Source organism: Arthrobacter sp. KNU40 (assembly GCF_051515115.1).
Lineage (GTDB): Bacteria > Actinomycetota > Actinomycetes > Actinomycetales > Micrococcaceae > Arthrobacter.
Genome location: NZ_CP195850.1, coordinates 4,870,610 through 4,895,264, shown reverse-complemented (window position 1 = coordinate 4,895,264; position 24,655 = coordinate 4,870,610). Strand labels below are relative to the sequence as shown.

Annotated in this window: 28 protein-coding genes; 16 read left to right on the top strand and 12 right to left on the bottom strand. The window is 64.5% G+C overall.

The window, feature by feature from the left end:
• The first annotated feature begins 135 nt into the window (after positions 1-135).
• Positions 136-1,134 (top strand): hypothetical protein, encoded by a 999-nt coding sequence (locus ACSKT0_RS22815; RefSeq protein WP_437771753.1) that lies wholly within the window; start codon positions 136-138, stop codon positions 1,132-1,134.
• A 17-nt stretch (positions 1,135-1,151) separates the two neighbouring features.
• Here ACSKT0_RS22815 and ACSKT0_RS22810 read toward each other — a convergent pair whose 3' ends face one another.
• Both ACSKT0_RS22810 and ACSKT0_RS22805 read right to left on the bottom strand, forming a co-directional pair.
• Entirely contained in the window at positions 1,152-1,475 is a 324-nt protein-coding gene (locus tag ACSKT0_RS22810; RefSeq protein ID WP_437771752.1) for a hypothetical protein, read from the bottom strand.
• Between the two features lie 58 nt (positions 1,476-1,533).
• On the bottom strand, positions 1,534-2,169 hold the full coding sequence (locus ACSKT0_RS22805) for a LysE family translocator (protein ID WP_437771751.1): 636 nt from the start codon (positions 2,167-2,169) through the stop codon (positions 1,534-1,536).
• Positions 2,170-2,272: 103 nt separating this feature from the next.
• On the opposite strand from ACSKT0_RS22805, the gene ACSKT0_RS22800 reads away from it, so the two are divergent.
• Positions 2,273-2,728 (top strand): Lrp/AsnC family transcriptional regulator, encoded by a 456-nt coding sequence (locus ACSKT0_RS22800; RefSeq protein WP_437771750.1) that lies wholly within the window; start codon positions 2,273-2,275, stop codon positions 2,726-2,728.
• Between the two features lie 161 nt (positions 2,729-2,889).
• Positions 2,890-4,527: a DUF222 domain-containing protein gene (locus tag ACSKT0_RS22795; protein ID WP_437771749.1), complete on the top strand. Its 1,638-nt coding sequence runs from the start codon at positions 2,890-2,892 to the stop codon at positions 4,525-4,527.
• Positions 4,528-4,529: 2 nt separating this feature from the next.
• Here the strand turns inward: ACSKT0_RS22795 and ACSKT0_RS22790 are convergent, their stop codons facing one another.
• Complete coding sequence (locus ACSKT0_RS22790) at positions 4,530-4,988, bottom strand: Lrp/AsnC family transcriptional regulator (protein WP_437771748.1); 459 nt, start codon at positions 4,986-4,988, stop codon at positions 4,530-4,532.
• 266 nt (positions 4,989-5,254) lie between these two features.
• Between ACSKT0_RS22790 and ACSKT0_RS22785 the strand changes: the two genes are divergently transcribed.
• The 8 genes from ACSKT0_RS22785 (at position 5,255) to ACSKT0_RS22750 (ending at position 12,916) form a co-directional block, all read left to right on the top strand.
• Positions 5,255-5,887 carry an RraA family protein gene (locus ACSKT0_RS22785; RefSeq protein WP_437771747.1) on the top strand — a complete coding sequence of 211 codons (633 nt, stop codon included), beginning with the start codon at positions 5,255-5,257 and terminating at the stop codon, positions 5,885-5,887.
• 45 nt (positions 5,888-5,932) lie between these two features.
• Positions 5,933-7,282 carry an MFS transporter gene (locus ACSKT0_RS22780; protein ID WP_437771746.1) on the top strand — a complete coding sequence of 450 codons (1,350 nt, stop codon included), beginning with the start codon at positions 5,933-5,935 and terminating at the stop codon, positions 7,280-7,282.
• Between the two features lie 115 nt (positions 7,283-7,397).
• Complete coding sequence (locus ACSKT0_RS22775; protein ID WP_364536525.1) at positions 7,398-8,201, top strand: LamB/YcsF family protein; 804 nt, start codon at positions 7,398-7,400, stop codon at positions 8,199-8,201.
• Between the two features lie 48 nt (positions 8,202-8,249).
• On the top strand, positions 8,250-9,056 hold the full coding sequence (locus ACSKT0_RS22770) for a carboxyltransferase domain-containing protein (RefSeq protein ID WP_437771745.1): 807 nt from the start codon (positions 8,250-8,252) through the stop codon (positions 9,054-9,056).
• Positions 9,043-10,080 carry a biotin-dependent carboxyltransferase family protein gene (locus tag ACSKT0_RS22765; RefSeq protein WP_437771744.1) on the top strand — a complete coding sequence of 346 codons (1,038 nt, stop codon included), beginning with the start codon at positions 9,043-9,045 and terminating at the stop codon, positions 10,078-10,080. The genes ACSKT0_RS22770 and ACSKT0_RS22765 overlap by 14 nt, the downstream gene beginning before the upstream one ends.
• A gap of 111 nt (positions 10,081-10,191) precedes the next feature.
• Positions 10,192-10,989 carry an SDR family oxidoreductase gene (locus tag ACSKT0_RS22760; RefSeq protein WP_437771743.1) on the top strand — a complete coding sequence of 266 codons (798 nt, stop codon included), beginning with the start codon at positions 10,192-10,194 and terminating at the stop codon, positions 10,987-10,989.
• Between the two features lie 92 nt (positions 10,990-11,081).
• Positions 11,082-12,251, top strand: coding sequence for a pyridoxal phosphate-dependent aminotransferase (locus ACSKT0_RS22755; RefSeq protein ID WP_437771742.1), 1,170 nt, complete (start codon positions 11,082-11,084; stop codon positions 12,249-12,251).
• Between the two features lie 74 nt (positions 12,252-12,325).
• Positions 12,326-12,916, top strand: coding sequence for a TetR/AcrR family transcriptional regulator (locus ACSKT0_RS22750; RefSeq protein ID WP_437771741.1), 591 nt, complete (start codon positions 12,326-12,328; stop codon positions 12,914-12,916).
• A 322-nt stretch (positions 12,917-13,238) separates the two neighbouring features.
• Here ACSKT0_RS22750 and ACSKT0_RS22745 read toward each other — a convergent pair whose 3' ends face one another.
• Positions 13,239-13,463 (bottom strand): hypothetical protein, encoded by a 225-nt coding sequence (locus ACSKT0_RS22745; protein WP_437771740.1) that lies wholly within the window; start codon positions 13,461-13,463, stop codon positions 13,239-13,241.
• A 103-nt stretch (positions 13,464-13,566) separates the two neighbouring features.
• On the opposite strand from ACSKT0_RS22745, the gene gluQRS reads away from it, so the two are divergent.
• From gluQRS to ACSKT0_RS22725, 4 genes are all read left to right on the top strand, one after another.
• Positions 13,567-14,475 (top strand): tRNA glutamyl-Q(34) synthetase GluQRS, encoded by a 909-nt coding sequence (gene gluQRS, locus ACSKT0_RS22740; protein WP_437771739.1) that lies wholly within the window; start codon positions 13,567-13,569, stop codon positions 14,473-14,475.
• Positions 14,476-15,516, top strand: a complete 1,041-nt coding sequence (locus tag ACSKT0_RS22735) for an NADP-dependent oxidoreductase (protein WP_437771738.1) — start codon at positions 14,476-14,478, stop codon at positions 15,514-15,516. It abuts the gene before it with no gap.
• A 153-nt stretch (positions 15,517-15,669) separates the two neighbouring features.
• Entirely contained in the window at positions 15,670-16,797 is a 1,128-nt protein-coding gene (locus tag ACSKT0_RS22730; protein ID WP_437771737.1) for a serine hydrolase domain-containing protein, read from the top strand.
• 9 nt (positions 16,798-16,806) lie between these two features.
• Positions 16,807-17,340: an HD domain-containing protein gene (locus ACSKT0_RS22725; protein ID WP_437771736.1), complete on the top strand. Its 534-nt coding sequence runs from the start codon at positions 16,807-16,809 to the stop codon at positions 17,338-17,340.
• A 27-nt stretch (positions 17,341-17,367) separates the two neighbouring features.
• Here the strand turns inward: ACSKT0_RS22725 and ACSKT0_RS22720 are convergent, their stop codons facing one another.
• The 5 genes from ACSKT0_RS22720 to ACSKT0_RS22700 form a co-directional block, all read right to left on the bottom strand.
• On the bottom strand, positions 17,368-17,829 hold the full coding sequence (locus ACSKT0_RS22720) for a DUF1003 domain-containing protein (RefSeq protein ID WP_437771735.1): 462 nt from the start codon (positions 17,827-17,829) through the stop codon (positions 17,368-17,370).
• Positions 17,830-18,005: 176 nt separating this feature from the next.
• A complete protein-coding gene (locus tag ACSKT0_RS22715) occupies positions 18,006-18,152 on the bottom strand; it encodes a lmo0937 family membrane protein (protein WP_113990647.1) in 147 nt (48 codons plus the stop codon).
• A 170-nt stretch (positions 18,153-18,322) separates the two neighbouring features.
• Positions 18,323-19,534, bottom strand: coding sequence for a type II toxin-antitoxin system HipA family toxin (locus tag ACSKT0_RS22710; protein WP_437771734.1), 1,212 nt, complete (start codon positions 19,532-19,534; stop codon positions 18,323-18,325).
• Positions 19,531-19,764: a helix-turn-helix transcriptional regulator gene (locus tag ACSKT0_RS22705; protein WP_437771733.1), complete on the bottom strand. Its 234-nt coding sequence runs from the start codon at positions 19,762-19,764 to the stop codon at positions 19,531-19,533. The genes ACSKT0_RS22710 and ACSKT0_RS22705 overlap by 4 nt, the downstream gene beginning before the upstream one ends.
• A 451-nt stretch (positions 19,765-20,215) precedes the next feature.
• Positions 20,216-20,476: a hypothetical protein gene (locus tag ACSKT0_RS22700; RefSeq protein WP_437771732.1), complete on the bottom strand. Its 261-nt coding sequence runs from the start codon at positions 20,474-20,476 to the stop codon at positions 20,216-20,218.
• A gap of 101 nt (positions 20,477-20,577) precedes the next feature.
• On the opposite strand from ACSKT0_RS22700, the gene ACSKT0_RS22695 reads away from it, so the two are divergent.
• Positions 20,578-20,784, top strand: a complete 207-nt coding sequence (locus ACSKT0_RS22695; RefSeq protein WP_437771731.1) for a DUF7336 domain-containing protein — start codon at positions 20,578-20,580, stop codon at positions 20,782-20,784.
• A gap of 550 nt (positions 20,785-21,334) precedes the next feature.
• Here ACSKT0_RS22695 and ACSKT0_RS22690 read toward each other — a convergent pair.
• The 3 genes from ACSKT0_RS22690 to ACSKT0_RS22680 form a co-directional block, all read right to left on the bottom strand.
• Entirely contained in the window at positions 21,335-22,582 is a 1,248-nt protein-coding gene (locus tag ACSKT0_RS22690) for a low temperature requirement protein A (RefSeq protein ID WP_437771730.1), read from the bottom strand.
• Between the two features lie 3 nt (positions 22,583-22,585).
• The gene (locus ACSKT0_RS22685; protein ID WP_437771729.1) at positions 22,586-23,245 is read right to left on the bottom strand and encodes a transmembrane-type terpene cyclase; all 660 of its coding nucleotides are present in this window, start codon (positions 23,243-23,245) and stop codon (positions 22,586-22,588) included.
• Between the two features lie 79 nt (positions 23,246-23,324).
• Positions 23,325-24,635 (bottom strand): ATP-binding protein, encoded by a 1,311-nt coding sequence (locus ACSKT0_RS22680; RefSeq protein ID WP_437771728.1) that lies wholly within the window; start codon positions 24,633-24,635, stop codon positions 23,325-23,327.
• Positions 24,636-24,655 lie beyond the last annotated feature (20 nt).

Sequence of the window (24,655 nt, the reverse complement as noted above, 5' to 3'; positions counted from 1 at the left end):
CGGAAACCCTGCCGACGAGGATATCTTACTCCCGAAAACCCCGGAAATAGAGGGGAGGGGTGGGGGCAAGCGCAGCTAGCATGGTTCTGTGATGCCCAATTCTGCGACGCTTTATCCTGCGATGGCACGGCAACCGTGAGTGAGCCGTCGGCTTCCGGAGTCCGCGGAGCGATTTTCGGGGACACCAGGGACATCACGCCGTTCCGGAACGGACATGTCCGCACTTCGGTAGGTGGACTGGCAGAGGGCTTGAGCGATGCAATTTGGGGCGTGCTGAAAGGAAAGGCCGCCGGGCGGATCGACGTCGTCGGGGATGCTCCCAGGCTCAAACGCCTGTCCGGTAAGACGGCCAAATCGGTGTACGACGCCGTCTTCACCAGCACGGAACCGGACCGGCTCATCACCTTGGCGCGCGCCTACCCCGGCTGGGCAGGCCTCTGCTATGTGATCGCCGGGCTGCTTGTGTACAAACACGGCGGATATCTCCGGGCGTCCGAGCTTCTGCAGCGGGGTTTGTCCATACGGATCGACGACGCCGCCAGCCAGTTCTCCTCAAGCTACCTCCGCAGGGTGGTCACGCGAGTCGAGGTAGCGGAACGGATTGACGTTCCGGTCCTGTTCAGCGAGGAATCCGTGTACCTGGCCCTCTCGCATTGCTTCCGGGAGACAGGCCAGACGGCGGAGGCGCTGGACATCCTGGCCGGCTTGCCGCCGTCGTTGCCCTCTGCTTTGGCCCGCTGCACCGCGGCGGCGGCGCTCGAGCGGCACGCCGACGTCGTCGCCTGGACTGAGGGGCTCCGCAACACGGACGACCTCTCGGCGGCGCTGCTGCTGATTCGGGCACAGTCGCTCAGGATGTTGGGGGAGCGGGAGGCGGCCCAGGCCGCTCTCGTGGAGGTATTGCGGAGGAAGAAGACCAGCTTGGCCTTGCGCAATGACGCGCTCACTGACCGGGCGCTGTCGAAGCTTGAAGTCAGGCGGAGGCCAAACTCGCGGCCGCTCGTTCCGCGTGTGGTTGCGCGCCGGGGGCTCAGCAAGCCGGAGGAGGCTGAACTGGATGCGGTCGATGGGATCCGCAAGGACATCGAGGTGCGTCGGATGTGGAACAAGGACTTCGGGGAACCTGGCGACTAGGGCGGCGAGCCGGACGGTTAAGCGCGAAGCGCGCGGACGACTCCCCTAATGGAGACCCCGGCGGCAGCGACAAGCGGGAGCAGCATCGCCAGGACAACCACCGTGTTCGGCTGGAATGTCACGCGTCCGCCGGCGTTGTGGCCATAGACCCCGACGGGGAGCACGAAACCGCCACCACCGCCCCCGGCAGCATGGCCTCCATCGCTGCCTCCTCCGAACCCAAAGGACACCAGGGCCACTGGGATCAGTTCCTCGCCGCCGATCTGAAGTGGAGGGCCGTACGCCCTCGAAACATCGACCTTCTTGAAGGCCTCCACGAGAGCTGAAAAGTCATCGGACATGAAGCCGACGATAGGCCGCCCCGCCGAAGAACGCCAGAGATCTCGCCCGACCGCCGCGTTACCGGAGCATCGGAAGCAGCTGTTCGCCCAAAAGAACAGCCCCGAGCCCCACCATGATGATGCCGCTCGCGAGGGTCACCACGCGTGCGGCGGAAGGCCGGGATTGCAGCAGCTTTCGCGAGGTCAGCGCCACCGCCGTGTAGATGATGCCCGCAAACAGGACGAAAGTGAGGCCCAGCACGCCTGACTGCACCGGCACCGGCAGCGACGCCTCGGGGCTTACGAATTGCGGCACCAGCGCCAGGAAGAACAGGAGGCCCTTTGGGTTGATGCCACTCGTGCCCATGCCTTGCAGGAAAGTGCGCAACTGGTTTCGGGACTGCCCGACGGCGTCATCCGCACTGAAGCTCGCGCCGCGCCACGAGCGCATGGTGCTCACGCCGAGCCAGAGCAAATAGGCTGCGCCCGCGATCGTCAGCCAGCCAAGAAGCCCCGGAACGCCCGTCAAAAGGGCCGCGAGTCCGGCCACCAGGAGGGCCGTGTGCAACACGTAGCCGCTGCACAGACCGGCCACGGCGGGGAGGAAGCTGCGCTGCCGCAGGCCTGCGGCAATCGAATATGCCCAATCGACGCCCGGGGTGCACGCCAAGGTGACGGCGACAATGACGAAGGCGATGAAAAGCTGGGGATTCATGGTGGCTCCTGGCTGGCGGTTACACCATGAACTTTATGGAAAATCGGCCCATAAGTGTTCCCATTTTTAGCCAGACTTGCCGGGATTTGGGTAAGATATTTGCGTGATTGACGGAATAGATAGAACTATTTTGCGCCACCTCAAAGAGGATGGCCGAATGACTGCCACCGCGCTCGCCGCCAAGGTGGGATTGACCGTGGCTCCGTGCCATCGAAGGCTGCGGGATCTCGAGGCTTCCGGCGTCATCCGGGGGTACAGGGCAGACATCGATCCGGGTGCGATCGGCCTGGGATTCGAGGCGATAGTCTTCGTGACCCTGCGCCAGGCTGACCGCGCCACGATGTCGGAGTTCGAAGACCGCGTGGCGGCCATTCCGAATATTGTCGAGGCTCAGCGGCTCTTCGGCTCGCCGGACTACCTGCTCCGCGTGATCGCCGCCGATCTCCCGGCCTACCAGCGCTTCTACGACGACCAGCTCTCGGCACTTCCCTCCGTCGAGCGACTCAACTCGACGTTGGTGATGAAGAACCTGAAGCCGAACGCCGGGCCGCCGGTCTGAGTTCGGTTAAATGTCGTACCCTCCTGGCAGAGTGTTTCCATGGAAGCGATCGGATACTTCGATACCCGGCAGGGCCTTGAGTCCCCTGGGCCTTTCGGAGTGTCCGGCAGTTCCCGTGTTCCACACCCCCTGGTCCTCGTCTTGCCGCGTCCCTCGCCGGGGTGCCGAGCGGGCTGGCGTTGGTGGATCCGCGCGGTCGGGGCGGTCGGCAGGGCGCCCTTGACGGGGCCGTGGCGGCATTGCGGGAGCTGGCCGAAAGGGCGGCCGACGACGTCGGAGTCACGGCTTTGCAGGAGGCCGTCGCGTTCGCGTCCGGGGTGGAGGAACTCTCCCGCACCCTGGATTACCTCCAACTGGCCGCCGCTGCCGGGCTGGACAGGGCCCGGAACGAAGAACCCGCCGCCCGGCCGGACTGGACAACGGGCTGGGCCGCCGATGCGGATCCAGGTCCCGGCACGGGCTGGACCTCCGGGGCCGCGGCGGGCCCCGCGGACGTGCAGGGCGGTGCGGCTTCTTCCATGGGAACGGGGAGCGCCCGGGGCGGGGAGTTCAGGTCTACGGCCGAGCATCTGCGTTCGTTGCTGAGGATCAGTGCCGCCGACGCCAGGCGCCGGCTCGCCCTGGCCCGGGAGCTGCTGCCCGGCCGGAGCCTCACCGGACAACTGGTCCCTGCCCGGCACGGGGAAACCGCCGAGGCGCTGGCCTCCGGAATGATCGGATCCGGTGCGGCCGGGATCATCACGATGGCCGTGGCGAAGGCACGCCCGCTCTGCAGCCCGGAGAAAGCCACGGACATGGAACACGCCCTGGCCCGCACCGCGGAGGAAAACGACCAGGACTTCCTGGCCAGGGTGGCCCGGCGCTGGATCGACGCGATCGACCAGGACGGCCCGGAACCGTCCGAAGAATCCCTCCGCCACCACCAAGGCGCGTTCCTGCGCCGCCCCAAGCACGGCCTCGCGCACGTGGAGATCTTCGCCACCGCCGAGCAATACGAACAGCTTCTCACGGTCATGAACACCGCCACCAACCCCCGCACACCCCAAGGCGCGGCAGCCCAGGATTCGGTTCAGGCCTGCACGGAAGCTTCGGGCGGGTCGACCGGCGATGCCTGCGCCGATTCCTCCGCCTCCGCCGATTCCTGCCGCGAGGCACCGGAGAATGCCGGGGCGCCGGATCGGCGTTCGAAGGCGCAGAAGCTCCTGGACGGCCTGGTCGGCGCCTGCCGGCTCGCCCTGGCCACAGGGTCCTTACCCGCCACTGGCGGCCACCGCCCGCAGATCCTGGCCACCATCGACCACCGCGACCTCTTCCCCCAGGACGATCGACATTCAGAGCCCAGGCAGTCCGCCCTATTCGACCGCCCCCGGCGGGGCGGCGGCACCGGGTCCTTCACGTTCACCGGGCCCGTCCCGGCAGCCACGTTGCGCAAACTCGCCTGCGATGCGGACATCATCCCGGTGGTCCTGGGCGGCGAGGGCCAGGTCCTGGACATCGGCCGGGCCTCAAGGGTCTTCCCGCCGCAGATCCGCAAAGCCATCACGGCGCGGGACAAGGGCTGCGCGTTCCCCGGATGCACCATGCCGGCACCGTGGTGCGAGGCCCACCACGTCGAGTACTGGTCCCGCGGCGGACCCACGAGCGCCGCGAACGGGACGCTGCTGTGCAGCCACCACCATCACCTGATCCACAAGGAAGAGTGGCGCATCCAGGTCCAAGCAGGCGTTCCGTGGTTCATCCCGCCACCCCACACCGACCCGCACCGGACACCCCGAAGAAACCACTACTTCCAGATATGAACTCAGCCTTTCAGCAACCCCGTCGTCCGGTACGGGATCACCTCGCGCAGGAACATGCTGGTTGACGTGCGTACGATTCCGGGGCACAGCCTGATCTCTTCCGAGACCCGGTATAGATCGTCCGGGCTCGTTGCGACCACGCGGATGATGAGGTCGGTGTCCCCGGCTGGCGCATGGCATTCAAGCACCTCTGGGATGTTACGCAGGGCCGCGATCGCCTCGTTCAGTCGGCTCTGATCCAGCTCCGCACTGACCGCCGCCGCAACGCCGCGGCCCAGCGCGGAAGGCAACACGCGGCTGCTGTTCGGACGCAAAGCGCCCGACGCCGACATGCGCTCCAGGCGCGACTGCACTGTGCCGCGCGCCAAGCCCAAGCGCTGGGCGAGGACCATGATCGGCACCCGGGGGTCGTCGTCGAGCGCGGCAAGGATGCGCTTGTCTGTTGAATCCAATTCCTGCATCGCTACTGCTTTCTGCCTAGTCGCCGTAGGTCTGACTGGTCAGAATGTCCAGTCGTAGCTATTCTCCCGCACAATCACTGCCGAGCGGTCCGCCATCAGAACCAGGACGCGTGCGAGCCATGGTTGCGAATCATTTACATGCCCGTAACGGGAAACCCTTGACGGCATGAATTTAAAACGCGAAACTATTCTCATATGTGATTGACGTCTCAAGACGATCGGCGCCCACAGCGCCGGCTCTTGGGAAGAAACCAAAGGCGAAGAAAATGGCAACAACACTGGAATTGACCGTCCGCACCGCGTCCTGGACCCGGCCGCCCCGCGAACTGGTCCGCGCGTTCGAAGCGTTCCCCGTGGCAAACATCGGTGACGCGATGGAGCGGCTCGGAATTGTCGACGGCGGAATCAGCCCGGTCTGGGAAGGTGCCCGTTGCGTCGGCTCGGCCCTTCCCGTCCTGGGTGCCGCCGGAGACAACGCGGCCGTCATCGAAGCGCTGAACTATATCCGGCCCGGTGACGTGGTGGTGATCAATGGCTTCGGCCACGAACACCGTGCGCTGGTGGGCGAGCAGCTGTCCCAGCGCTTCGAGGCCGCGGGCGCCACCGGAGCCGTCATTGACGGCTACATCCGCGACCGCGCCACCATCACCGAAATCAAGTTCCCCGTCTTTGCCCGCGGCGTCACACCTGCCGGTCCGTTCAAGAACGGCCCGGGAGTCATCGGCGAACCCGTGGCAATCGGCGGCATCGTCTGCTCTGGGGGCGACATTGTCGCCGCCGATGACGACGGAGTGGTCATCATCCCCCAGGCCCGTGCCGCGGAAATCCTGGAACGAGTCATTGCCGTGGCCGCGCACGAGGCCGAGATGACCGCGGAAATCACCCGCGAATACAGCTAGCGCTTTCTCCCATCCCAGCCCCCTCATAGACTGAAAGCACCCACCATGACAAAGCAATCGACGGACTCAGTGGAACTGAACACCGCTCAAATCAAAGTCGTAACCGCTGACGGCAGGATGGTGCGCAAGGCAACCTTTGCCGGCACCATGGGTTCCTTCGTGGAATGGTACGACTACGGCATCTACGGCCTGCTGACGACGTACCTGGCCATGAACATCATGGGTTCCAAGGACGTCGGCTCCTTGCTCCTGACCAACGTCGGCTTCCTGGTGAGCTTCCTGGCCCGCCCTTTCGGCAGCGTCATCTGTGGTTTCCTGGGTGACCGGCTGGGCCGCAAGAACCTCCTCGCCGTCCTTCTGCTCCTCATCTCCGGGGCCACCGCCTGCATCGGCCTCATCCCGTCGTACTCGGTCATCTTCTGGGCCGCTCCGGCCTTGCTGATCCTGTTCCGCATCCTTCAGGGTTTCTCCGCCGGCGGCGAAGTGGCAGGCGCCATGGCCTTCGTGGGCGAGTACGCCCACAACAAGCACCGCAACTACTCGATGAGCTTCATCGCGGTCGGTTCCTTCTGCGCACTGCTTTTCGGCAGCGCCCTCTCCGCCGGCCTTATCACCACCCTCGGCGACTCGACCATGCAGGCCTGGGCGTGGCGCATCCCGTTCCTCTTCGCCCTGCCCCTGGGCTACGTCGGCTTCTACATCCGCTCCAAAATGGAAGACACCCCGCACTTCGCGGCACTGCGTGAGCGCAACGAGGTGGAACGCAACCCGCTGCGCACCGTCTTCACGTCCAAGCGCCACCTCAAGGCCATCGCCCTGACCATCTTCCTGCCCGCGCTGAACGGCCCCGGCTACTACCTGCTGTTCGCCTACATGCCCACGTACTTGAAGACCCAGCTCGGCTCGGGCCACAACTTCACCATGCTTCAGGCCCTCCTCGTGACTGCGGTCAGCCTGGTGGCCATCACCATCTCGATCCCGCTGATGGCTCGCTTGTCCGACCGGATCGGCCGCAAGCCGGTGTTGGCGCTCTCCGCCGTGCTCATGGCCGGTGTTTCGTACCCGATGTTTGCCATGATCACCACCGGCAACATGCCGCTGGCCTGCGTTGCCACGGTCGTGATGGCCATCGCGTTCTCCGGCCACGCCGCCGTCGTCCACACTGTGCTGACGGAAATGTTCCCCACCACCGTCCGCTACAGCGCGTACAGCATCGGCTTCAGCATCAGCACCATCATCTTCGGCGGCAGCGCCCCGCTGGTCATGACGGAACTCATCAAGGCCACAGGCAACAGCATGGTTCCCGCCTACGCCTCGATCGGCACGGCCATCATCACGCTCGTCTCGGTCTACTTCCTGAAGGAAACCAAGGGCCAGCCCCTGCAGACGCACTAGTAACGGACCACCAGAACCCCGACGGCGGCGGCCGCCAGCCACCGAAACGGCAGCCGCCGCCGTCGAACCCTTAGCTTTCGAACCTAAGTAACGAACAGAACCAGCGGGAGTCACCTTGAGCATCAATTCAGTCGCCGTCGTCGCAGACCTCGGCGAAAGCTACGGCAACTACACGATCGGCGACGACGACGCCCTCCTGGGCCTCGTCACCGCTTCCAACATCGCCTGCGGTTTCCACGCCGGCGATCCGCGGGTCATGGATGCCACGGTCAAGGCCTGCGTGGAGCGCGGCATCGAACTCGGCGCACACCCTGGCTACCCGGACCTGGTGGGCTTCGGCCGCCGCCTCATCGAAGCCAGCGAAGAAGAAATCCGCACCGACGTGCTCTACCAGATCGGTGCCCTGGACGCGTTCGCGCGCATCCACGGCGGCAAGATCAGCCATGTGGCACCGCATGGCCGCATGGGCAGCATCGCCCAGACCGATGCCAAGCACGCCCGCGCCATCACGGATGCCATCAAGGCCTACGACCCCTCCTACATCGTGATCTGCCAGAACGGACTCCTGGCCGATGAGTCCCGCAAGCGCGGCCTCCAGGTGGGCTACGTCTTCCTCGCGGACCGCGGCTATGGCGAAGACGGCATGCCCGTCTCGCGCAACAGCGAAGGCGCACTCCTGCACGACCCCGAGGAAATCGGCCGCCGCGTGGTCCAGGTGGTCACCGAGGGGACGGTCCGGGCCGTCACCGGCAAGGTCGTCCCGCTCGGCCACGATGCCGACGTCGTGCTCCTCCATGGCGACCACCCGCAAGTCCTGCAGAACGGTACGGCCCTCCGTGCGGCGCTGGACAAGGCGGGGATCAAAGCCACGGGACTCCAGGAAGTCCTCGCCGAAAAGGCCCGGCTCGCCACGGTCTGAAGCTGAGCAGCAACCCGGATCCATCACCCGTACCACCGAGCAGGACTCATGACCACGCACACAGCACCCGCGGAGCGGCTGCACCACCCGCCCGAACTGGAAGCCGAGCCGTTCGGCGACTCGGCCCTCATGCTCCGGGTCAAGAACGACGACGGCGACCTCCGCCGGGCGGGGGCCAGCCGGCTCCGCGACGTGCTGCTGGAGGTGCGGCCGTACGGGGTGCTGGACATCGTGGCCGGCGTCGAGTCCTTGTTGGTCGAGTTCGATTGCCTGGCAGTGACCCACGAACAATTGGCCCAGACCATCCGCTTGGCGGTTGCCGGCAACGGCCTGGCACCGGGAGCACCCAGTGCTTCGCAGTCACTTTTTGTCATCCCGATGGTCGTGAGCGAGGAATTCTCCCCGGACCTTCCGGGTGTTGCCGAGGAGTTGGGCCTAAGCCCGGAGGCCGTGCTGCAGCGGTTCCAGTCCTCGGTTCTGACCATCAACCTGTTGGCCGCGGCCATGGCCCCCATGATGGGCGGCGTCCGATTCCCGGGCCAGGTCAGCCGCTGCGTCGAGCCGCGGACCAACGTGGAACCCGGGTCGGTCATGGTGGCCGGTACCAACGCCATCATCCAGCCGTTTCCCGGGCCGAGCGGCTGGAAAGTGATCGGCAGGACTCCGCTCACCGTTTGCGACATCCGGGAAGATCCCGCCACTTCCTACAAACCGGGGGATCTGGTGCGTTTCGAGGTGGTGCCGGAGAGCGAATGGGTGCGGCTTGAGGGTAAGTTCCTGCGGGGTTCGGGCGGCGCTGGCTCGAACAGCCCTGCCTCGGACGGCACGGAAGAAGGCGAACGTGACCTTCCCTGAACGCGCGATCGGCATCAAAGTAAGTGAGGCGGGCTGGCTTTCCACCTTCCAGGACCTGGGCCGCGAGAATTCCGAGTTCATGGGCGTCCCTTGCGGCGGCGCCGCGGACCAGCACTCCGCGGCCGCGGCCAACATCCTGGTCGGCAACAGCCGCAAGGCCACCTGCCTGGAAATCATGGGTGGACGGTTTGCGTTCACCGCCACTCACGACGTCATGTGCGCCGTGACCGGGGTCCCTGCCGAAGTCACAGTCAACGGGGATCCTGTTGCCATGTGGGAGCCCCTTTGTGTCCCTGCCGGAGCCCGGGTTGTTATTGCCAAGGCCAGCGGCGGCATGCGGAACTATCTGGCCTTCAGCGGGGAATTGGAAACCGCCCGCTTCATGGGCAGCGCCGCGCCGGAATCGCGCATGGGCTTCCCGCAACAGCTCGCTCCCGGTCAGACACTTAGCCTCCACAGCCGATACCGCGGATTCACGCACCCGTTCCTGACCCAGCCACTGTTCCGGCTGCCTGTTCCCGTGCCGGACTTCAGCCCCGAGGTATGGACCATCGACGTCGTCGACGGTCCCGAAACGAACCGGACGCCCGGCATCCGGAAACTGCTCAGCTCCAGCCACTACACCGTCGGCGCCAAATCCAACCATGTGGGCCTGCGATTGGACGGGCCCGTGGTGCATCCGGAGGGGCTCGGGGAAATCGTGTCCCATGGCGTGCCGATCGGGGCGTTCGAAATCCCGCATGGCGATGAGCTCATCATCCTGGGCCGCTCAAGGACGCTGACCGCCGGCTACCCGATTGTGGCGGTCGCAGCCAAAGCTTCCCTGTCCATGCTGGGCCAGGCCAGCCCCGGCCGGAAGATGACCTTCCGCTGGATCAGCAACGCCCAGGCAGTGGAGCGCTACCGGGAACAGCAGCGCCGCTTGGCACATCTGGAAGAGCGCGTGCACTCCTTGTTTGCCGCCGTCGGGCTCCCCCTCTTCGCAAGGTCCGCGGCTCCCTCGCCGAGCCCCGCCGCAGCGTGACCCGCGGTCCCCGAAGAAAACACTTGACCAGCATCTTCTGAAATGCGAAACTCTTCTCATATGTGATCGTCATCTCAAATGATTCACACCAAAACGCAAGGAACTGAAACCATGGGACTTCTGGACGGCAAGCTCGCGATCATCACCGGCGCCGGTACCGGCATGGGACGCTCGACGGCGGCCCTGCTGGCAACCGAGGGTGCCGCGGTGGTGCTGGTGGGGCGGCGTGAAGACGTCCTGCAGGAACTCGCCGCGGAAATCGTCGCCGACGGCGGCCGCGCCGTTGCCCGGGCCGCGGACATCACCTCCAAAGACGATGTAGACGCGCTCCTGGACTGGGTCCACCAGAATCTGGGCCAGGTGGACATCCTCGTCAACAATGCAGGCAGCGCCAGCAAGGTCCTCAACGTCCGCTGGATCAGCCAGCAGGAATGGAATGACGTCCTGGACGTCAACCTCAACGCCGTCTACCTGCTCAGCCAGGCAGTCCTTCCGGACATGCTGGCCCGCCAGACCGGAACCATCATCACCGTCTCCTCGCTCGCCGCAGTGAACCCGAACCTCCTGGGCGGCGCCGCGTACGGCGCGGCCAAGGCCGCGGTCCGGAATTTCATGACGTATCTCCACAACACCTTCCGCAACGACGGACTGCGCGCGGTGACCATCCTGCCCGGTGAAACCGCCACGCCCATCCTGGACAACCGCGCCCGCCCGCCCCGCGCAGAGGAGCGCGATGCCATGGTGCAGCCCGAGGACGTCGCCCGGGCCATTCACCTCGTGGCCACGCTGCCCCAGCGCACCGTGGTCCAGGAACTCATCATCGCCCCGACGATCCAGAGGGACACCTCCGGCGACCTCGAGATCAGCCGCTGGGCCGGAGCCCCCGCCGACGAGGCGCCGAAACGATGAAACCCCGCAGGCTCTACGCGCCGTCCTCCCGGGCCGGGACCAAGCCGCCCGCCCCGAAAACAACCTCAGCCACGAACCAGATCAGGACCCTCATGACACTCGAGCCAGCCACCGCCGTCGCCGACTTCCAGCCCTCCGAAGCGGTGCAGCGCATCCAGCGCACATCGCTGCGGGTGCAGCAGCCCCAATCCAAGGGAGACCTTGTCTCCTTGGCCATGGGCGAGCCGGACTTCGACACCCCGGCCCAGGTTCGAGCAGCAGCAGCCCGTGCCCTCGAGGACGGCTTCACCCACTACTCGCCGTTGCTCGGCGAGCTGGTGCTTCGCGAGGAGCTGGCCGCCCGTATCGGCCAGCTCCTCGGCGGAGTGGCCAGCCCCGGCGACGTGCTCATCACGCAGGGCGGCACGGCCGGCCTGTCCGCGGCGATCCTTGGCATCGTCAACCCGGGCGACAAAGTGGTCATTCCAGACCCCACTTATTCCCTGTACGCGGACCTCGTCAGCATGGCCGGGGGCATCACCGTTCCGGTTCCGCTGGCCGATGACCTGCACTGGGACCTCGAGGCGCTGGCCACCGCGCTTGAAGGCGCCAGGATGTTCGTCTTCTGCAACCCCTCCAACCCGACCGGCATCGTGCACTCCCGCCGCGAACTCGAAGCCCTCGCCGACATGGTGGCCGGAACCGACACCTTGATCCTCTCGGACGAGGCGTACAGCGATCTTGTCTACACGCCCGAACCCTTCACTTCGGCGCTGGAAATCGAAGCCCTGGCCGGCCGGACCATCTACTGCCAGACCTTCTCCAAGAGCTATGCCATGACCGGCTGGCGGGTGGGTTACCTCTGGGGCCCGTCCGACGTCATCGCCTCAGCTGCCCGGGTCCACAACACCTTCAACGGCTCCATGAACCAGGCCGTGCAATACGCGGCGTTGACCGCCCTGAAGACATGCCGACCGGACATCGAACGCATGCACGCCTCCTATGCGTTGCGCAGGGAGCTTATGGCCAACGGGCTCCAGCGGATTCCGGGTCTTACGGTCAGCTCGCCGGAAGGTGCGTTCTACCTTTTCCCCAAGTACGACGTCGAGCTGCCGGCGGCCGCTATGGTGGCCCATCTTCGCAACCACGGCGTGGCCGTCCGTCCCGGCAGCGAGTTCGGCCGAAACGGCGAGTTCCACTTGCGCCTGTCCTACGCCGCCAGCTCCGAGGCGATAACCACCGGCGTGGAGCGGCTGGCTGCCGGACTTGCCGAGCTCCGGTGAGTGCCACGGACGTGGCCAGCGTAGCGTCTGCCGCTCAGGCGCTACGCTGGAATCTGACACGGAAGGGGGCGCCCATGCGCAGCGACACCCAACGCAATCGCCGCCAGCTGGTGCGGGCTGCCGGGAAGCTCTTCGCCAAGGCCAAGGGCCCGGTGAGCATGACGGACATCGCCCGTGAAGCCGAGATCTCTCCTGCAACTGCATACCGGCATTTCGCCTCGGTGGAAGATGTCCTGGCCGCGTTCCGCTTTGGTGTTGGCGAGAAGCTGCGCGATTTCAGCGTTGCCCAGACCACCTCCGGCGTGGAACTGCTGGAAGACGTCAGTAGGCACTGGGTGGGTCTTGTCATCAAGCATGGCGGTTCCATGGTCCACACCCGCTCGGGCGAGGGGTACCTGGCCCGCCTCCGCTCCGGTGCTTACTACCTGACCATCCAGGCCGAGGCTTTGGAACGGCCACTCCGCGAGGCCTGCGAGGAACTCGGGCTCCCGCCCCTGGGGGACGAAGCCATGTTCCTGTGGAACATCCTCTTCGACCCCCGGGAAATTTTCGATCTGCTCAACACTGTCGGCCTGGACAAGGACCAAGTGTCCACCAAGCTTTGTGCTGCGCTCCGTGGCGCGATGGCTGCATGGGCCGCGGCCGAGCCAACTTCGGCAAAGTGACCATCTCCTGCTCGCCTTCCGTCGAGGAATTGGTCAGATTGACCAGTGACGGTTGAGTCCGTTGCGCCAGTTGTAGTGTTCCTGTTCAAATAGTGGCAACGAAGGGAAAGGCTACCGCCGGACCCCACAGGCTACGGATCCTCCGGTACACCACCCGGCCCCCCGAAACACCGTCCCGCAAAGACGCAGCCGCTGATTGACTCTTGTTCACGCATCGTCTTTCCGCACCCTCCGGCCCAGCGCCGGCACCACCATAAGAGCCCCTGAGCCACCGAACTCGTTGCGGTAGCTGAGGGGCTCTTGTGCTGCTCGGGTTGTGCTCTCAAAGAGGCTGAATCAACACCGCGACAAAGTCGTATTCATCTTGGGAGGCGGCGGTCCATTCGACCTCCACCAGATCGCCTGCATTGAGGGATCTGTATCCGCCTGATTGCTCGATGACCGAGAAATGTCCGAAGCATTTCTTCCCGTCGGGAAGAATAAGTTCCCCCCAGCCTTCTTCGGCTTTCCAGAAGGAAACCGTCGCCTTGACTCGAGCTGAGCTCAATGTTGGTCCTCTCGTTGGAAACTAAAGGTACCCAATTCTCCCCAGCGGCCCGCACCCGTGCTTGCATCCTGCAGGCGCGCCCGGCGCCGCATAGTCTTGTGCCATGACTTCCGCTGGCCGCTTCGCTCCGAGCCCCTCCGGCGAGCTTCACGTGGGCAATCTGCGCACAGCCATGCTCGCGTGGCTCTTCGCGCGTTCCACGGGCCGGAGCTTCCTGCTGCGTGTGGAGGATCTCGACCGTGCGCGGGCCGGCGCTGAGGAAGTCCAACTCCGCGACTTGGAAGCCATCGGCGTGACGTGGGACGGCGCCGTCGTTCGCCAGACGGACCGTGCCGGGCTGTACAACGACGCGATCGAGCAGCTCACCGACGCTGGGATGACGTATGAATGCTTCTGCACGCGGCGTGAGATCCAGGACGCGCCGTCCGCCCCGCACGCGCCTCAAGGCGCCTACCCGGGCACGTGCAGGAACCTTTCCACGGCGGAGCTTGAGATCCGGCGGGCCTCCCGCCCGGCCGCCATCCGGCTCCGCGCCGAGACTCATGAATGGACTGTGGAGGACGGGCTGCATGGGCCATACACGGGCGTCGTGGACGACTTTGTGCTCCGACGGAACGACGGCGTCACTGCCTACAATTTGGCCGTCGTGGTGGATGATGCGGAACAGGGCGTGGACCAAGTGGTCCGCGGAGACGACCTCCTGTCCTCCACACCCCGCCAGGCCTATTTGGCCTCCTTGTTGGGCATTGCCGTTCCGGAATACGCCCATGTCCCCTTGGTACTGAATCGCGACGGCGCCCGCCTGGCCAAGCGCGACGGTGCAGTAACGCTCGGCGCCCTTGCCGCCGTCGGGCTCTCTGCCGGGGAGGTGCGGGACGTGATCCTGGAATCGCTCGGCTTGCCGGGAGCGCCGCTTGGCGAAGCTTTGGATAGATTTGATCCGGCCCGATTGCCACGCGGGCCATGGATATGGAATGGCATTCAGCAATCAACCCTCCGGAAAGGGGCCTAAGTGCTCGCCTATGTGCTGACCCGCTACGGCGGCGCCGACGCAATGGAGCTGCAGGACGTCCCCAGGCCGATTGCCGGTCCGGGCGAGGTCCTGGTCAGGGTGTTTGCCGCGGGGCTCAATCCCGTGGACTACAAGCAGCGCGAAGGTGCAGTCCGGGTGATCACCAGGCCAAGACTTCCCTTGGTGGCCGGAAGCGAACTGGCAGGGATCGTCGAAGCCGTAGGGCCGGGCGTCAGCCGCTTCGCGACGGGAGACCGGGTGTTTGCCCGCGTGGACAAGACCCTGCTGGGAGCCTTTGCCGAGCACGCCGCCGTCCACGAGGATCTCGTGGCGCTCATGCCAAGGTCGCTCAGCTACATCGAGGCCGCGAGCCTCCCCTTGGCGGGCCTCACCGCGTTGCAGGCACTGCGCGACGAACTCAAGGTCAAGCCCGGGACCAAGCTGTTCATCTCCGGAGGCGCGGGCGGAGTGGGAACCCTCGCCATCCAACTGGCCAAATACTTTGGCGCCGAAGTGACCACCACTGCGTCTCCCCGCGGAGAAGAGTTGGTCCGGCGGCTTGGGGCGGACGCCGTCGTCGACTACACGAAGGAAAACCTGGCGGAAGTGCTCAGCGGCTTCGACGCCGCGCTCGACCTCGTAGGCGGGGAGACGTTGGACCAGACGTTCAAGATCCTCAAGCCGGGCTCGAAAGTGGTCAGCATCGCCGGGATGCCCGAACCGCAGACGGCCCTGAAGGACCTTGCGGCCCCGGCCTGGATGACCGCGCTGTTCTGGGCAATCAGCCTCGGAATCCGGAGCCGCGCCCGTGAAGCCAAAGTCCGGTACCGCTACCTTTTCATGCACCCCAGCGGCGAGGACTTGAAATTCCTGGCACGCCTGGTTTCCGACGGGAAGCTGCAACCCGTGGTGGACAGCAGCTATCCGCTCGAAAAGATCGGCGACGCTTTCGCCGCGTTGGAGCAGGGACGCGCCAAGGGCAAGATCGTGGTGACCATGGACACTCGCGGCTGGGCCCACTTTGCCGGGTTCCCTGGCTGAGCGTAGCGAGGTTAGGGGGCAGAAGGTGGGCCCATTTTGCCGGGTTCCCTGGCTGAGCGTAGCGAGGTTAGGGGGCAGAAGGTGGGCCCATTTTGCCGGGTTCCCTGGCTGAGCGTAGCGAGGTTAGGGGGCAGAAGGGATTAGGCTGTCCGGGTGGATGCACAGACGATTGCCCCTGGATTCGAATCAGTCGCCGAACTCTTTGGCCGATTCCTCAATGAGGACCCGGAATATTCGGCCCAGCTCGCGGCCTACCACCGCGGCGTCAAGGTATTGGACATCAGCGGCGGGCCGTACCGCCGCCCGGATTCCGTAACCGGCGTTTTCTCCTGCTCCAAGGGAGTATCAGGGCTGGTCATCGCACTCCTGGTCCAGGACGGCTTCCTGGACCTCGACGCCGAAGTGGTCAAGTACTGGCCGGAATTCGGCGCCGAAGGAAAGGCCACGATCACCGTGGCCCAGCTGCTGTCCCATCAGGCCGGCCTTCTGGGAGTCGAAGGTGGACTTACCCTGACGGAATACAACAACTCCGAGCTGGCCGCCGCCAAACTCGCGCAGATGCGGCCGCTCTGGAAGCCCGGGGCCGCCTTCGGGTATCACGCCCTGACCATCGGCGTCTTCATGGAGGAGCTTTGCCGCAGGATCACCGGGTCAACCCTCCAGGAAATCTACGAGCAGCGCATCCGCTCGGTCACGGGCGCACACTTCTTCCTGGGACTGCCTGAGTCCGAGGAGCCCCGCTATGCCACCCTCCGTTGGACCGAGGACCCTTCCCAGCCGTGGATTGATCCCGCGAGCCATTTCGGCATTTCGGCAAACTCCGCCGTCGGGGACATCCTTGACCTGCCCAACATCCGGGAGGTCCGCGCAGCCGGCCTGAGTTCAGCCGCCGGAGTCGCCAGCGCCGAAGGCATGGCCCGCGTCTACGCTGCGGCACTCACCGGACTTGCCCCCGACGGCGACCGTCCCGCCGTCGCGCCCCTCCTGAGCGAAGAGACCATCCAGGCTGTCTCGGCCGAGCAGGTCTTCGGCATCGACCGCGTGTTCGGCGAGACCAGCTGCTTTGGGACCGTGTTCATGAAGTCGCACGCCCGCTCGCCATACGGCAGCTACCGTGCATTCGGGCACGACGGCGCCAGCGCATCTTTGGGGTTCGCTGACCCCGTGTATGAACTCGCCTTCGGGTACGTGCCCCAGCAGGCCGAGCCGGGTGGAGCGGGATGCCGCAACCTCGAACTGAGCGCCGCCGTGCGGAAGGCGGTCGCCGAACTGGCTCAGTAGGATGAAGCCATGACCGAACCGAGATTCACCGTTGAAACAGCCATGGTCCTTGCCGAAGTGGCGCACAACCGCCAGAAGGACAAGCTGAAGCGGCCGTACCGCGAGCACGTGCTGGCGGTGGGGGATGCGCTCGCCGATTTCGACGACGACATCCGGATCGCGGGCTACCTGCACGACATCGCCAAGGACACACCTATTACCAAGCAGGCGCTGCTCGACATGGGTGTTTCCGAGCGTGCCGTGGGCATCATCGAACGAGTGACGCGCCGATTCCAGGACGACTCGGACAACGATGAAGCCGTCGTCCTGCATATCGCACAGGACCATGACGCCACGTTGGTCAAGATCGCCTGCAACGCCCACAACTCCGTGCCGGAGCGCGTGCGGGCGCTCACCGAGAAATGGCCGGACAAGGCACCCACCAGGCGCTACGCAGACGCCCGTGAAGTGCTTTACAAGGCGGTGCCACGAGGCGAAATCCACCTGGTCCTGCAGCGCATCAACCCGGATCTGCTGTCCGAGATGGACCGATTGGCCGACTAGCGGTTCGACTCGGCAGGTCCCGCCTGGCTAGGGTTTCGTCGGGTCATCCTGCATCGGGTTGGCTGCGGCCGCCGCCTCCCGGCTAGTGGATGCGGTGACTTCCGCCAAGACCCGCTGGTGGATCTGCGCGGTGAGCTCATGAATCGCACGCGTGAGGTCGGTGTTCTCTTCGAGCAGATGCTCCTGAGCGTTGTAGTCATGGTCCGCCTTCACCTGTTGGAAAGCCGCCTGACGGTTCTGTCCGATCATGACGAAGGTCGAGAGGAAGATCGCTTCGAGCGAGACGATCAGCGTCAATGTCGGCCACGGACTCTGCTCGAACACGAGCATCCACACGGCGAAAAGCAATATGTGCAGGTAGACGAAGTTCATCGATCCGGCGAAGGCCGTGATTGCATCCGCGACTCGAAGCTGAATGCTTGCTGCCCGGCGCTCAGCCTCCGCCAGGACCGATGGATGGAGCTTTTCCCGCTCGCTTTGAGAGAGCAACCGTGTAGGTCTCAGATAAGAGCGTGAATGCGGAAGAGTGCCCGCAGTGGATGTCGATTGGTGTCCGGCCTGCTGTGCCATACGTTCAATCCCTTGGCTCGCGGCGAGCCCATCTCGCCTCTGAGAGCGAGCCTAGCGTCGCCATGCGAGCGAACCTAGGATCGAACGCCCGGTACTTACGCGCGGGATCTTCCGCGGAGGAAGTGGAAGATCAGGACGATCACGGCGATGACCAAAAGCAGGTGAATGAACCCGCCGCCGATATTGCCGATAAAACCGAGAAGCCAGAGAACAGCGATAATGATGGCTATCCAAAGCAACATGAGGGTCTCCCTTTTGTGTACGAATGGAAATGCTGATTCCGCGCTCCGCTGGTCTGCGGCCTGCGCAGATACCGTTTGGTGCCCTCACTTTATGTCAGGATGGGGTTCCTGTTAACGGGTAGTCAGTAAGCGATAGCCTGGTTCCGTTTTGGCGGCTGGTGCATAGAAATCTACCCGCCCATCAACCTTCGCCGATGCTTGAGCTCCTTGACCCAGTCCCTCGTCTGCAGCGGCCCGAAAGGTGAGGCGCCGGCGTCGAGCTCTACGATGAGCGGGCCTGAGGCCTTGAGCGCGAGTCCCAAAACTCCTTCCGCCGCGCGCTCCGTGAGCCCGAGCTTGCCGGCCCAGGCAAGGAAGTGCTTCCGGGAGATTCCGCTCTTCTTGCCGCCGATGCCCAGCGCGAGCGTCTTGTCCCCGTAGACCACGGTGGAGGGGATGTCGTAGACCGGAGCGATGGTGTATTCGCCCTGCGGCGACTGAACCCCTGCCTTTGACTGAACTATTGACACGTTCTTGGCGTGGAGGTCGCCGTTGCCGCTGAGCCAGGCGAAAGCCAGCTGGATGGCGAGGTTCCGCAAGGCCGGGAGAGGCGCGGAACAGTGCGCCGCCAAAGCTGCGCATACCTCGCCGAACGGCACGCTGTACTTGTCCGCGGGGTAGAGGCCCAGCACTTGGGCTCCGTCCTCGACGGCGAGACGCACGGGGGTGCCGTCGGCTCCGGTGAGGCGATCGAAACGCTCGACGAGCAGCCCGGCCCGCCCGCCGACGTCGTGCACCAACTGAACGCTACTCACTGGGATCCGGAGCTTGCGCGCATAGCGGAACATGAGGAATTCGTTTTCCACCACGAACGGGAACTCGGGTGCGTTGAGTTTGAGGATGAAGCGCTTGCCCGCTTGCGCCACCGGGAGCGAAATCATCCCGGCCGACAACTTGTCCTGCACCCCCGCCAGTGCCACAGGATCGATGAGGCCTGAATCGCCGAGCAGCGCGTCGAAGTCGAGGGGCAGTTTCGAATCGAGCACGACGGCGGAGCCTCCTTCCGTGGGCGGCTCGCCGTGGGGAACCGTCTGGACATCGCCCACGGCGTCCCCGCCCGCGCCCATGAGGAGCGCGAGCTCGTCGTCGGCGCTGGCTTTGACCGCCCGGCGCAGTGAATTCAGGCGGCGGCCTTCCGGGAGGAGGCCCGTGAAGTAGGGCGGAACCGCGCCGCTCGGGGTGAACACTGCTTCGCGCGTCAGCGGGAGCGTTGTGGCGACGGCCGGGCCGCCCGATTCGAGGTACCGCGGCAGGTAGCTGAACTTGGTGCCGCCTTCATGCCGCTCGATCCGCGCAGCCAGGATGCCCTGCTTGTAGACGTCGGCGATGCGGTGGAATGTCATGACTGGCTGGATTGGCTGCCCGCGGCTTGGACATTGAGCTCGAGGCCCAGTGTGCCGAGGACCGCGAGGAGTGGTTCCAATTGGACGGTGGTCTTCCCCTGCTCAACGAAGCGGACGAACCGTTCCGAGACTCCTGCGAGGTCTGCGAGGTCGGACTGGCTGAGGCTGAGGGAGGCTCGGCGGGCACGGACCTTGGCCCCGAGTGACTCAGTGAATTCCTTGGGGGACATGTCCATCCTTCCGAGCCTTTTGTGGGCATGCGCGTTGCGCGCGTTCGGTACGTTCGTGCCGGTTTAACCATTTTCCGCCTCCCTGGGAGGCGAATCAAGGGTTGGCGGCCGGGAATCGGTACGTTCGTGCCGGTGTGCCGACGTCGACGTCGTAGGTGCGGGCCGTTCGCTGCGTTCCGGTACAGCGATTTGGGGCCCAGACCCACGAGTTCGCCTAGGTGGACGGCTCCGTCTGATGCTGGGCCCAGGCGCGAGACGGCTGCCTGTTGACGTGTGGCTGTTTTGCTCCTGGGACTTACGGATTAGTTCGTCCCACACCTCAAGTTAACCCCTTCCTCCCAAGCGCTGGCTGATCCCAATGCCCTGGTCGGGAACGTCCCGGTGCTGCGGACGAACATCCTGAATGTCGTTTCGCGAAGGTCCGCGCACACTACCTCAGGAGATGTCTGGGTCAAGGATGCCATACGGCTTCCTTGGACGTCTTGTTCTTGGGCGTCTCTTCCGTGAAGGTCTCCGAGCTCTGCCCGAGTGATGCCGCCTCGGCCCAGGTCAGATCGCCAGGTTTCGGGGCCGGGATGTTTGGATCATATGCCGGAGCGTTGGCCGGTGCGTCCGGCGCCTTTGGCGAGTTTTCAGTTGCCTTTGATGGCCCTGCTGTGAACAACGAGACCAGCAATAGGGCTGACGTGGCAAGTGCGGATATTTTATTCATTGCGTCCCCTTGCTATTTGTTGTGCGAAAGGTGGCCCGCGGAAGACCATCGAGTCTTATTAGGAAGGCCAAAGCGCTCAAGTTTTCGGGTACCGTGTCAGCATGGCTGCGGTGTGGATCGTCCAACATGATGAAGAGGAATCCTTCAATGCCGTGCTTGGCGTCTTCGCATCTCAAGACGAAGCGGAAGAGTTCGCCGAGGAAATCAAATTCGAGTATGCCAGGGGTGTTATTTACTCACGTTATGAGATTGGATTCCGCTACAACAGGGGACCCGGACACGTGAGTTTCGGCCCCGGCGACCGATAACCTCGTCAATCCCCCGGTCTGAGTCACCGCCGTTGACCGTGCTGGCAACGACTTCCGCATTGTGGCGGCGCGAACTGTGCTGACCCTCTTCAAGGTTCTTGATTCTAGATTCACGCTGTCCTCGTGCGAGTGATATCGGGCGGGTGCACGTTTAGGCAAGTACTTCACGATCAAATTATGCAAGAAAGGCAAATTAAGCAAGATCTTTTAATAAACAGGTCAGAGGACTTTATTGTGAAATTCTAAGATCGGAACCCTGCTAATTATTGGCCACGGATATGCGCCTCAATACTCAATCCGCATCCCGATTACCACTCAATTCACGGCTTTCGAGTACTCAATTTCGCGTGTCCACCACTCAACAGAAGCAAAACACTTGACGCTGATGTATGAGGTGCGCTAACGGACGCCAATGACTCTTGTCCCCGTTCCAGCGGAGCGATGTCTCCGGCACGCTCTCGCTGATCTCCCAAGACCGGTCGACATCGTGGGTGCGGGCCGTTCGTTGCGTTCCGGTACAGCGATTTGGGGCCCGGACCCAGGAATTCGCCTAGGTGGCCGGACGTTCCCTCAGCCTTTCCAGCGCTGCCTCCCGGCGTGCGGCCCCGCGCCGTTCGTCGATCACGATCGAGATAGCCAAGGCCGCCACGATCACCATCATGCAGACAGGAACAGAGACGTCCAGGGCAGCCAAGCCCACACTGCCGCAAATCAGCACGACCACGAGGGCCGTGACCCCGAGGAGCGCGCGGTCGAAACCTAGCAGGTAGCCGTACAGCGAGCTCAGGGCTACCTTGAACAGTGCCACCGGGATGGCGATGGTGGCTACTACAACGGTGGCGCTGATGTGGGCCGAATGATCGATGAAGAGGGCGGCCACATGAAGTCCGCCACCAGTAGCGGCGATCGACCCGAAGATGAACATGTGACCGTATCCGAAAGCGAATGCCCGGTGCCGCTGGTGATGCAGGGCGTGGCCGGACGGGAGGATGAAGTAGATCCACCACATTCCAAAGGCCAGCCCGGTACCGCCGAGACCCACGAGGGCGGCGTCAACGGACCAGCCGTGAAGGGCCACGATCGCCCGAAGGGATTCGATGGCACCGATCAGGCACTCGCCCAGGGCAATAATGGCCAAGAGTCCGTAGCGTTCCGCGATGTGGTGCGCGTGCCAAGGCGTCTTGGCTTTGCGCTCGGCGATGGTCGGTGTCGCCATTTCCAGCAGGAAGAGCGGGGCAGCCATGAGGAAATTCGTCAGGATGTCGGCTTGGACAATCAGCACCACCACCCAGCCGAGCTGCGCCACCACCAGGAACTTCGCGTAGGTGAGGCAAGCGCTGCGGCGCTCCGGATCCTGCTTTGCGGCGCGTAGCCACTGAAAAACCAACGCCAACCGCATGATGATGTAACCCAGCACCATGGTGGAGTTGTCCACGCGGTGCCCCTCGTCGAGCGATTGGAACATCGGCTCGATGCCCATGGCAAGGATGAGCACACCCACCATCTGAACCATGGTGACAACCCGGAAGACCCAGTCGTCAGTGTCGTAGGCGCTGGCAAACCACGAAAAATTGATCCAGGCCCACATGACGGCGAACATCGCGAAAGTGAAGCCCATCAAACCGGAGCCGAAATGGGCCTCGGCCAGCTCATGCGCGAACTGGCTGCCGGCCACCCCGAAGGCGATGACAAATGTCAGGTCAAAGAAAAGTTCCAAGGGTGTGGCGGTGCGATTCAGCTCCTGGGGATCGCGCCCGCCCATGCGCGAAAGTGCATGGCGCAATGGATTGATGGACATGGTTCAGGGTACCGCCGGGAGGCCCCCCGAGTCCCGATCCTTGGAGAGAGCACCCGGGTTCCTCTTGGCCCACAACAGCAGCCCGATGTACGTCAGGTCGAAGACGCCGCACAGGACGCCAATGCCCAGAATGAACAGTGAACTCTCGAGGACCCCAAAGGTGATCGTTGGCGCGAGGGTTCCGATCCACTTTGCTACAGCGATCACCAGGGATTGGCCCCGCAGGCTGCGTCGGGCAGCGAACATGGCAATGAACAGGCCGGACATGAGGAGATTCTGCAGGAAAGCCGCGTACCGGGACGCGGGATCCCAATCGAATTCGGTGATGAAAAGCCATTGCACGGCGAACGATGCCAGGCCCAGCAGGACCGCCCATCCGATGAACAGCGGCCGTGTGACAAATCCGGGAAGTTCCCGCCTGCCGAACGCGAAGAACGTGTACACAATCGCGACGTCGGCCAACGCCCAGGCAATGTTGATGACGCCCTGCACGGAGAGCCTCGTGCTGAGCGAATGCACCGAGTAGATGACCTCCCACGCGAAGTTCAGACCAAGCGCCGCCGCCGGGATGGCATATGTCTTGTCGCGAAACCCGATCCGGATCGCGCAAATGTAGACCGTCGTCCAGGCGACACCGCTCAGGATGGTCAGAAACAGGTTCACGGTTCCTCCTTCTCCAACGCGGGGTCACTTAGCGCCCATCCGGGGCCCCAACATGGGCCGTAAGTGACCCCGCGTTGCTCTAAACCCGGGCGAGAGAGTCGATGTCTTCGAGGAAGTCCTGGTGGACTTCGTCGCTCACGGTGGTGCGGGTGTCGGCGATGGCGTCGAGATAGTCCTGGGTGACCGGTCCCTTGCGGGCGTTCGACGCCGGTGCGGGGCCCCCTGCGGAGGCGCCGTCGTCGTACACGGCTTTTTCCAAAGCGCGCTGGGAGGCGCTGCGTGCCGCGTACTCGATGTCGGCAGGGGAGAAGCCTTCTGTCCGCGACACCAACAAGGCCACATCCACCGAGTCCACCACGCTGGCCGGGATGAAGCGCTGCCACATGGCTTCGCGGGCGTGGACGTCGGGCAGGCCGATGGGGATGACGTAGTCGAAGCGGCCGTGGCGCAGGAAGGCGGTGTCAAGGGCGCGGATGAAGTTGGTGGCGCAAACCAGGAGGCGGCCGGGCTGTTCGCGGAAGGCCGGGATGATCTTGAGGAGTTCGTTAGTGACGCCCTGGAGGGGGGACGGCGGCTCGCCGGAGCGCTGCGACGCGATCTCCTCCACTTCGTCGATGAACACGACCGCGTGCTCCAGTTCGGCGATTTCCAGGAACGTCTCGCGCAGGGCGCCGGCAAGGCCCTTGGGATCGGAGGCCAGCCGCGAGGGGAAGACCTCCACGAAGGGCCACTCGAGCCGGGACGCGATCGCCTTGGCGAACGTCGTCTTGCCGGTCCCGGGAGGGCCGAAGAGAACGACGGCGCGCGGTGGCACCACGCCGAACTGATCGGCGAGGTCGGCCTCCGCCAGGGGAAGGACCAGGCGGCGTTCCAGCAGCTCCTTTTCGCGGCGCATGCCGGCGACGTTTTCCCACAGGTCCCGGGCAAGGATGCGGCCGCCAAGCTGGCTCAACGGCTCGAGCTCCTGACGCTGTACCGGGATGGTCCGTTCGAAGTAGTGCAGGTTTTGCTTGAGCAGGAAGCCGCGGCCCAGGAACGCTTCAACGCGGGTTTCGGACTCCGGCATGAGGGCCGAGAGCTTGTTGAGCCCGTGCGGGGTCATCCGGTTCTCGACGGCGGCCAGCAGCGAGGTGCCGATCCCCCGGCCACGGAACTCGGGCAGCGTGGCCAGGAAGACGATCCAGCCCTGGTCATGGGCCGCGCGTCCGACGGCGGCACCCACCACCTGCTCGCCCTGCACCGCCACCACGGCGTGGTCCTTCTCGCATGACGCGAGGACCTCGGAGAGTGCATAGACCGGGTCCACGTTGTCCGCTTTGAGCGACTCCCACAGGTGCAGGATGCCGTCCATGTCCGACGAGTGGAAGTCCCTGATGCGCCAATTGCTCATGCCCTGCTCCTTGGTGGATC

Bases quoted from the DNA above. Each gene is read 5' to 3' on its own strand.
- ACSKT0_RS22770 (WP_437771745.1), top strand. From the start codon at position 8,250: ATGACCACGCACACAGCACCCGCGGAGCGGCTGCACCACCCGCCCGAA.
- ACSKT0_RS22810 (WP_437771752.1), bottom strand. From the start codon at position 1,475: ATGTCCGATGACTTTTCAGCTCTCGTGGAGGCCTTCAAGAAGGTCGAT.
- ACSKT0_RS22755 (WP_437771742.1), top strand. From the start codon at position 11,082: ATGACACTCGAGCCAGCCACCGCCGTCGCCGACTTCCAGCCCTCCGAA.
- ACSKT0_RS22750 (WP_437771741.1), top strand. From the start codon at position 12,326: ATGCGCAGCGACACCCAACGCAATCGCCGCCAGCTGGTGCGGGCTGCC.
- ACSKT0_RS22785 (WP_437771747.1), top strand. From the start codon at position 5,255: ATGGCAACAACACTGGAATTGACCGTCCGCACCGCGTCCTGGACCCGG.
- ACSKT0_RS22695 (WP_437771731.1), top strand. From the start codon at position 20,578: ATGGCTGCGGTGTGGATCGTCCAACATGATGAAGAGGAATCCTTCAAT.
- ACSKT0_RS22700 (WP_437771732.1), bottom strand. From the start codon at position 20,476: ATGAATAAAATATCCGCACTTGCCACGTCAGCCCTATTGCTGGTCTCG.
- ACSKT0_RS22715 (WP_113990647.1), bottom strand. From the start codon at position 18,152: ATGTTGCTTTGGATAGCCATCATTATCGCTGTTCTCTGGCTTCTCGGT.
- ACSKT0_RS22805 (WP_437771751.1), bottom strand. From the start codon at position 2,169: ATGAATCCCCAGCTTTTCATCGCCTTCGTCATTGTCGCCGTCACCTTG.
- ACSKT0_RS22780 (WP_437771746.1), top strand. From the start codon at position 5,933: ATGACAAAGCAATCGACGGACTCAGTGGAACTGAACACCGCTCAAATC.
- gluQRS (WP_437771739.1), top strand. From the start codon at position 13,567: ATGACTTCCGCTGGCCGCTTCGCTCCGAGCCCCTCCGGCGAGCTTCAC.
- ACSKT0_RS22760 (WP_437771743.1), top strand. From the start codon at position 10,192: ATGGGACTTCTGGACGGCAAGCTCGCGATCATCACCGGCGCCGGTACC.
- ACSKT0_RS22680 (WP_437771728.1), bottom strand. From the start codon at position 24,635: ATGAGCAATTGGCGCATCAGGGACTTCCACTCGTCGGACATGGACGGC.
- ACSKT0_RS22725 (WP_437771736.1), top strand. From the start codon at position 16,807: ATGACCGAACCGAGATTCACCGTTGAAACAGCCATGGTCCTTGCCGAA.
- ACSKT0_RS22690 (WP_437771730.1), bottom strand. From the start codon at position 22,582: ATGTCCATCAATCCATTGCGCCATGCACTTTCGCGCATGGGCGGGCGC.
- ACSKT0_RS22710 (WP_437771734.1), bottom strand. From the start codon at position 19,534: ATGACATTCCACCGCATCGCCGACGTCTACAAGCAGGGCATCCTGGCT.
- ACSKT0_RS22705 (WP_437771733.1), bottom strand. From the start codon at position 19,764: ATGTCCCCCAAGGAATTCACTGAGTCACTCGGGGCCAAGGTCCGTGCC.
- ACSKT0_RS22790 (WP_437771748.1), bottom strand. From the start codon at position 4,988: ATGCAGGAATTGGATTCAACAGACAAGCGCATCCTTGCCGCGCTCGAC.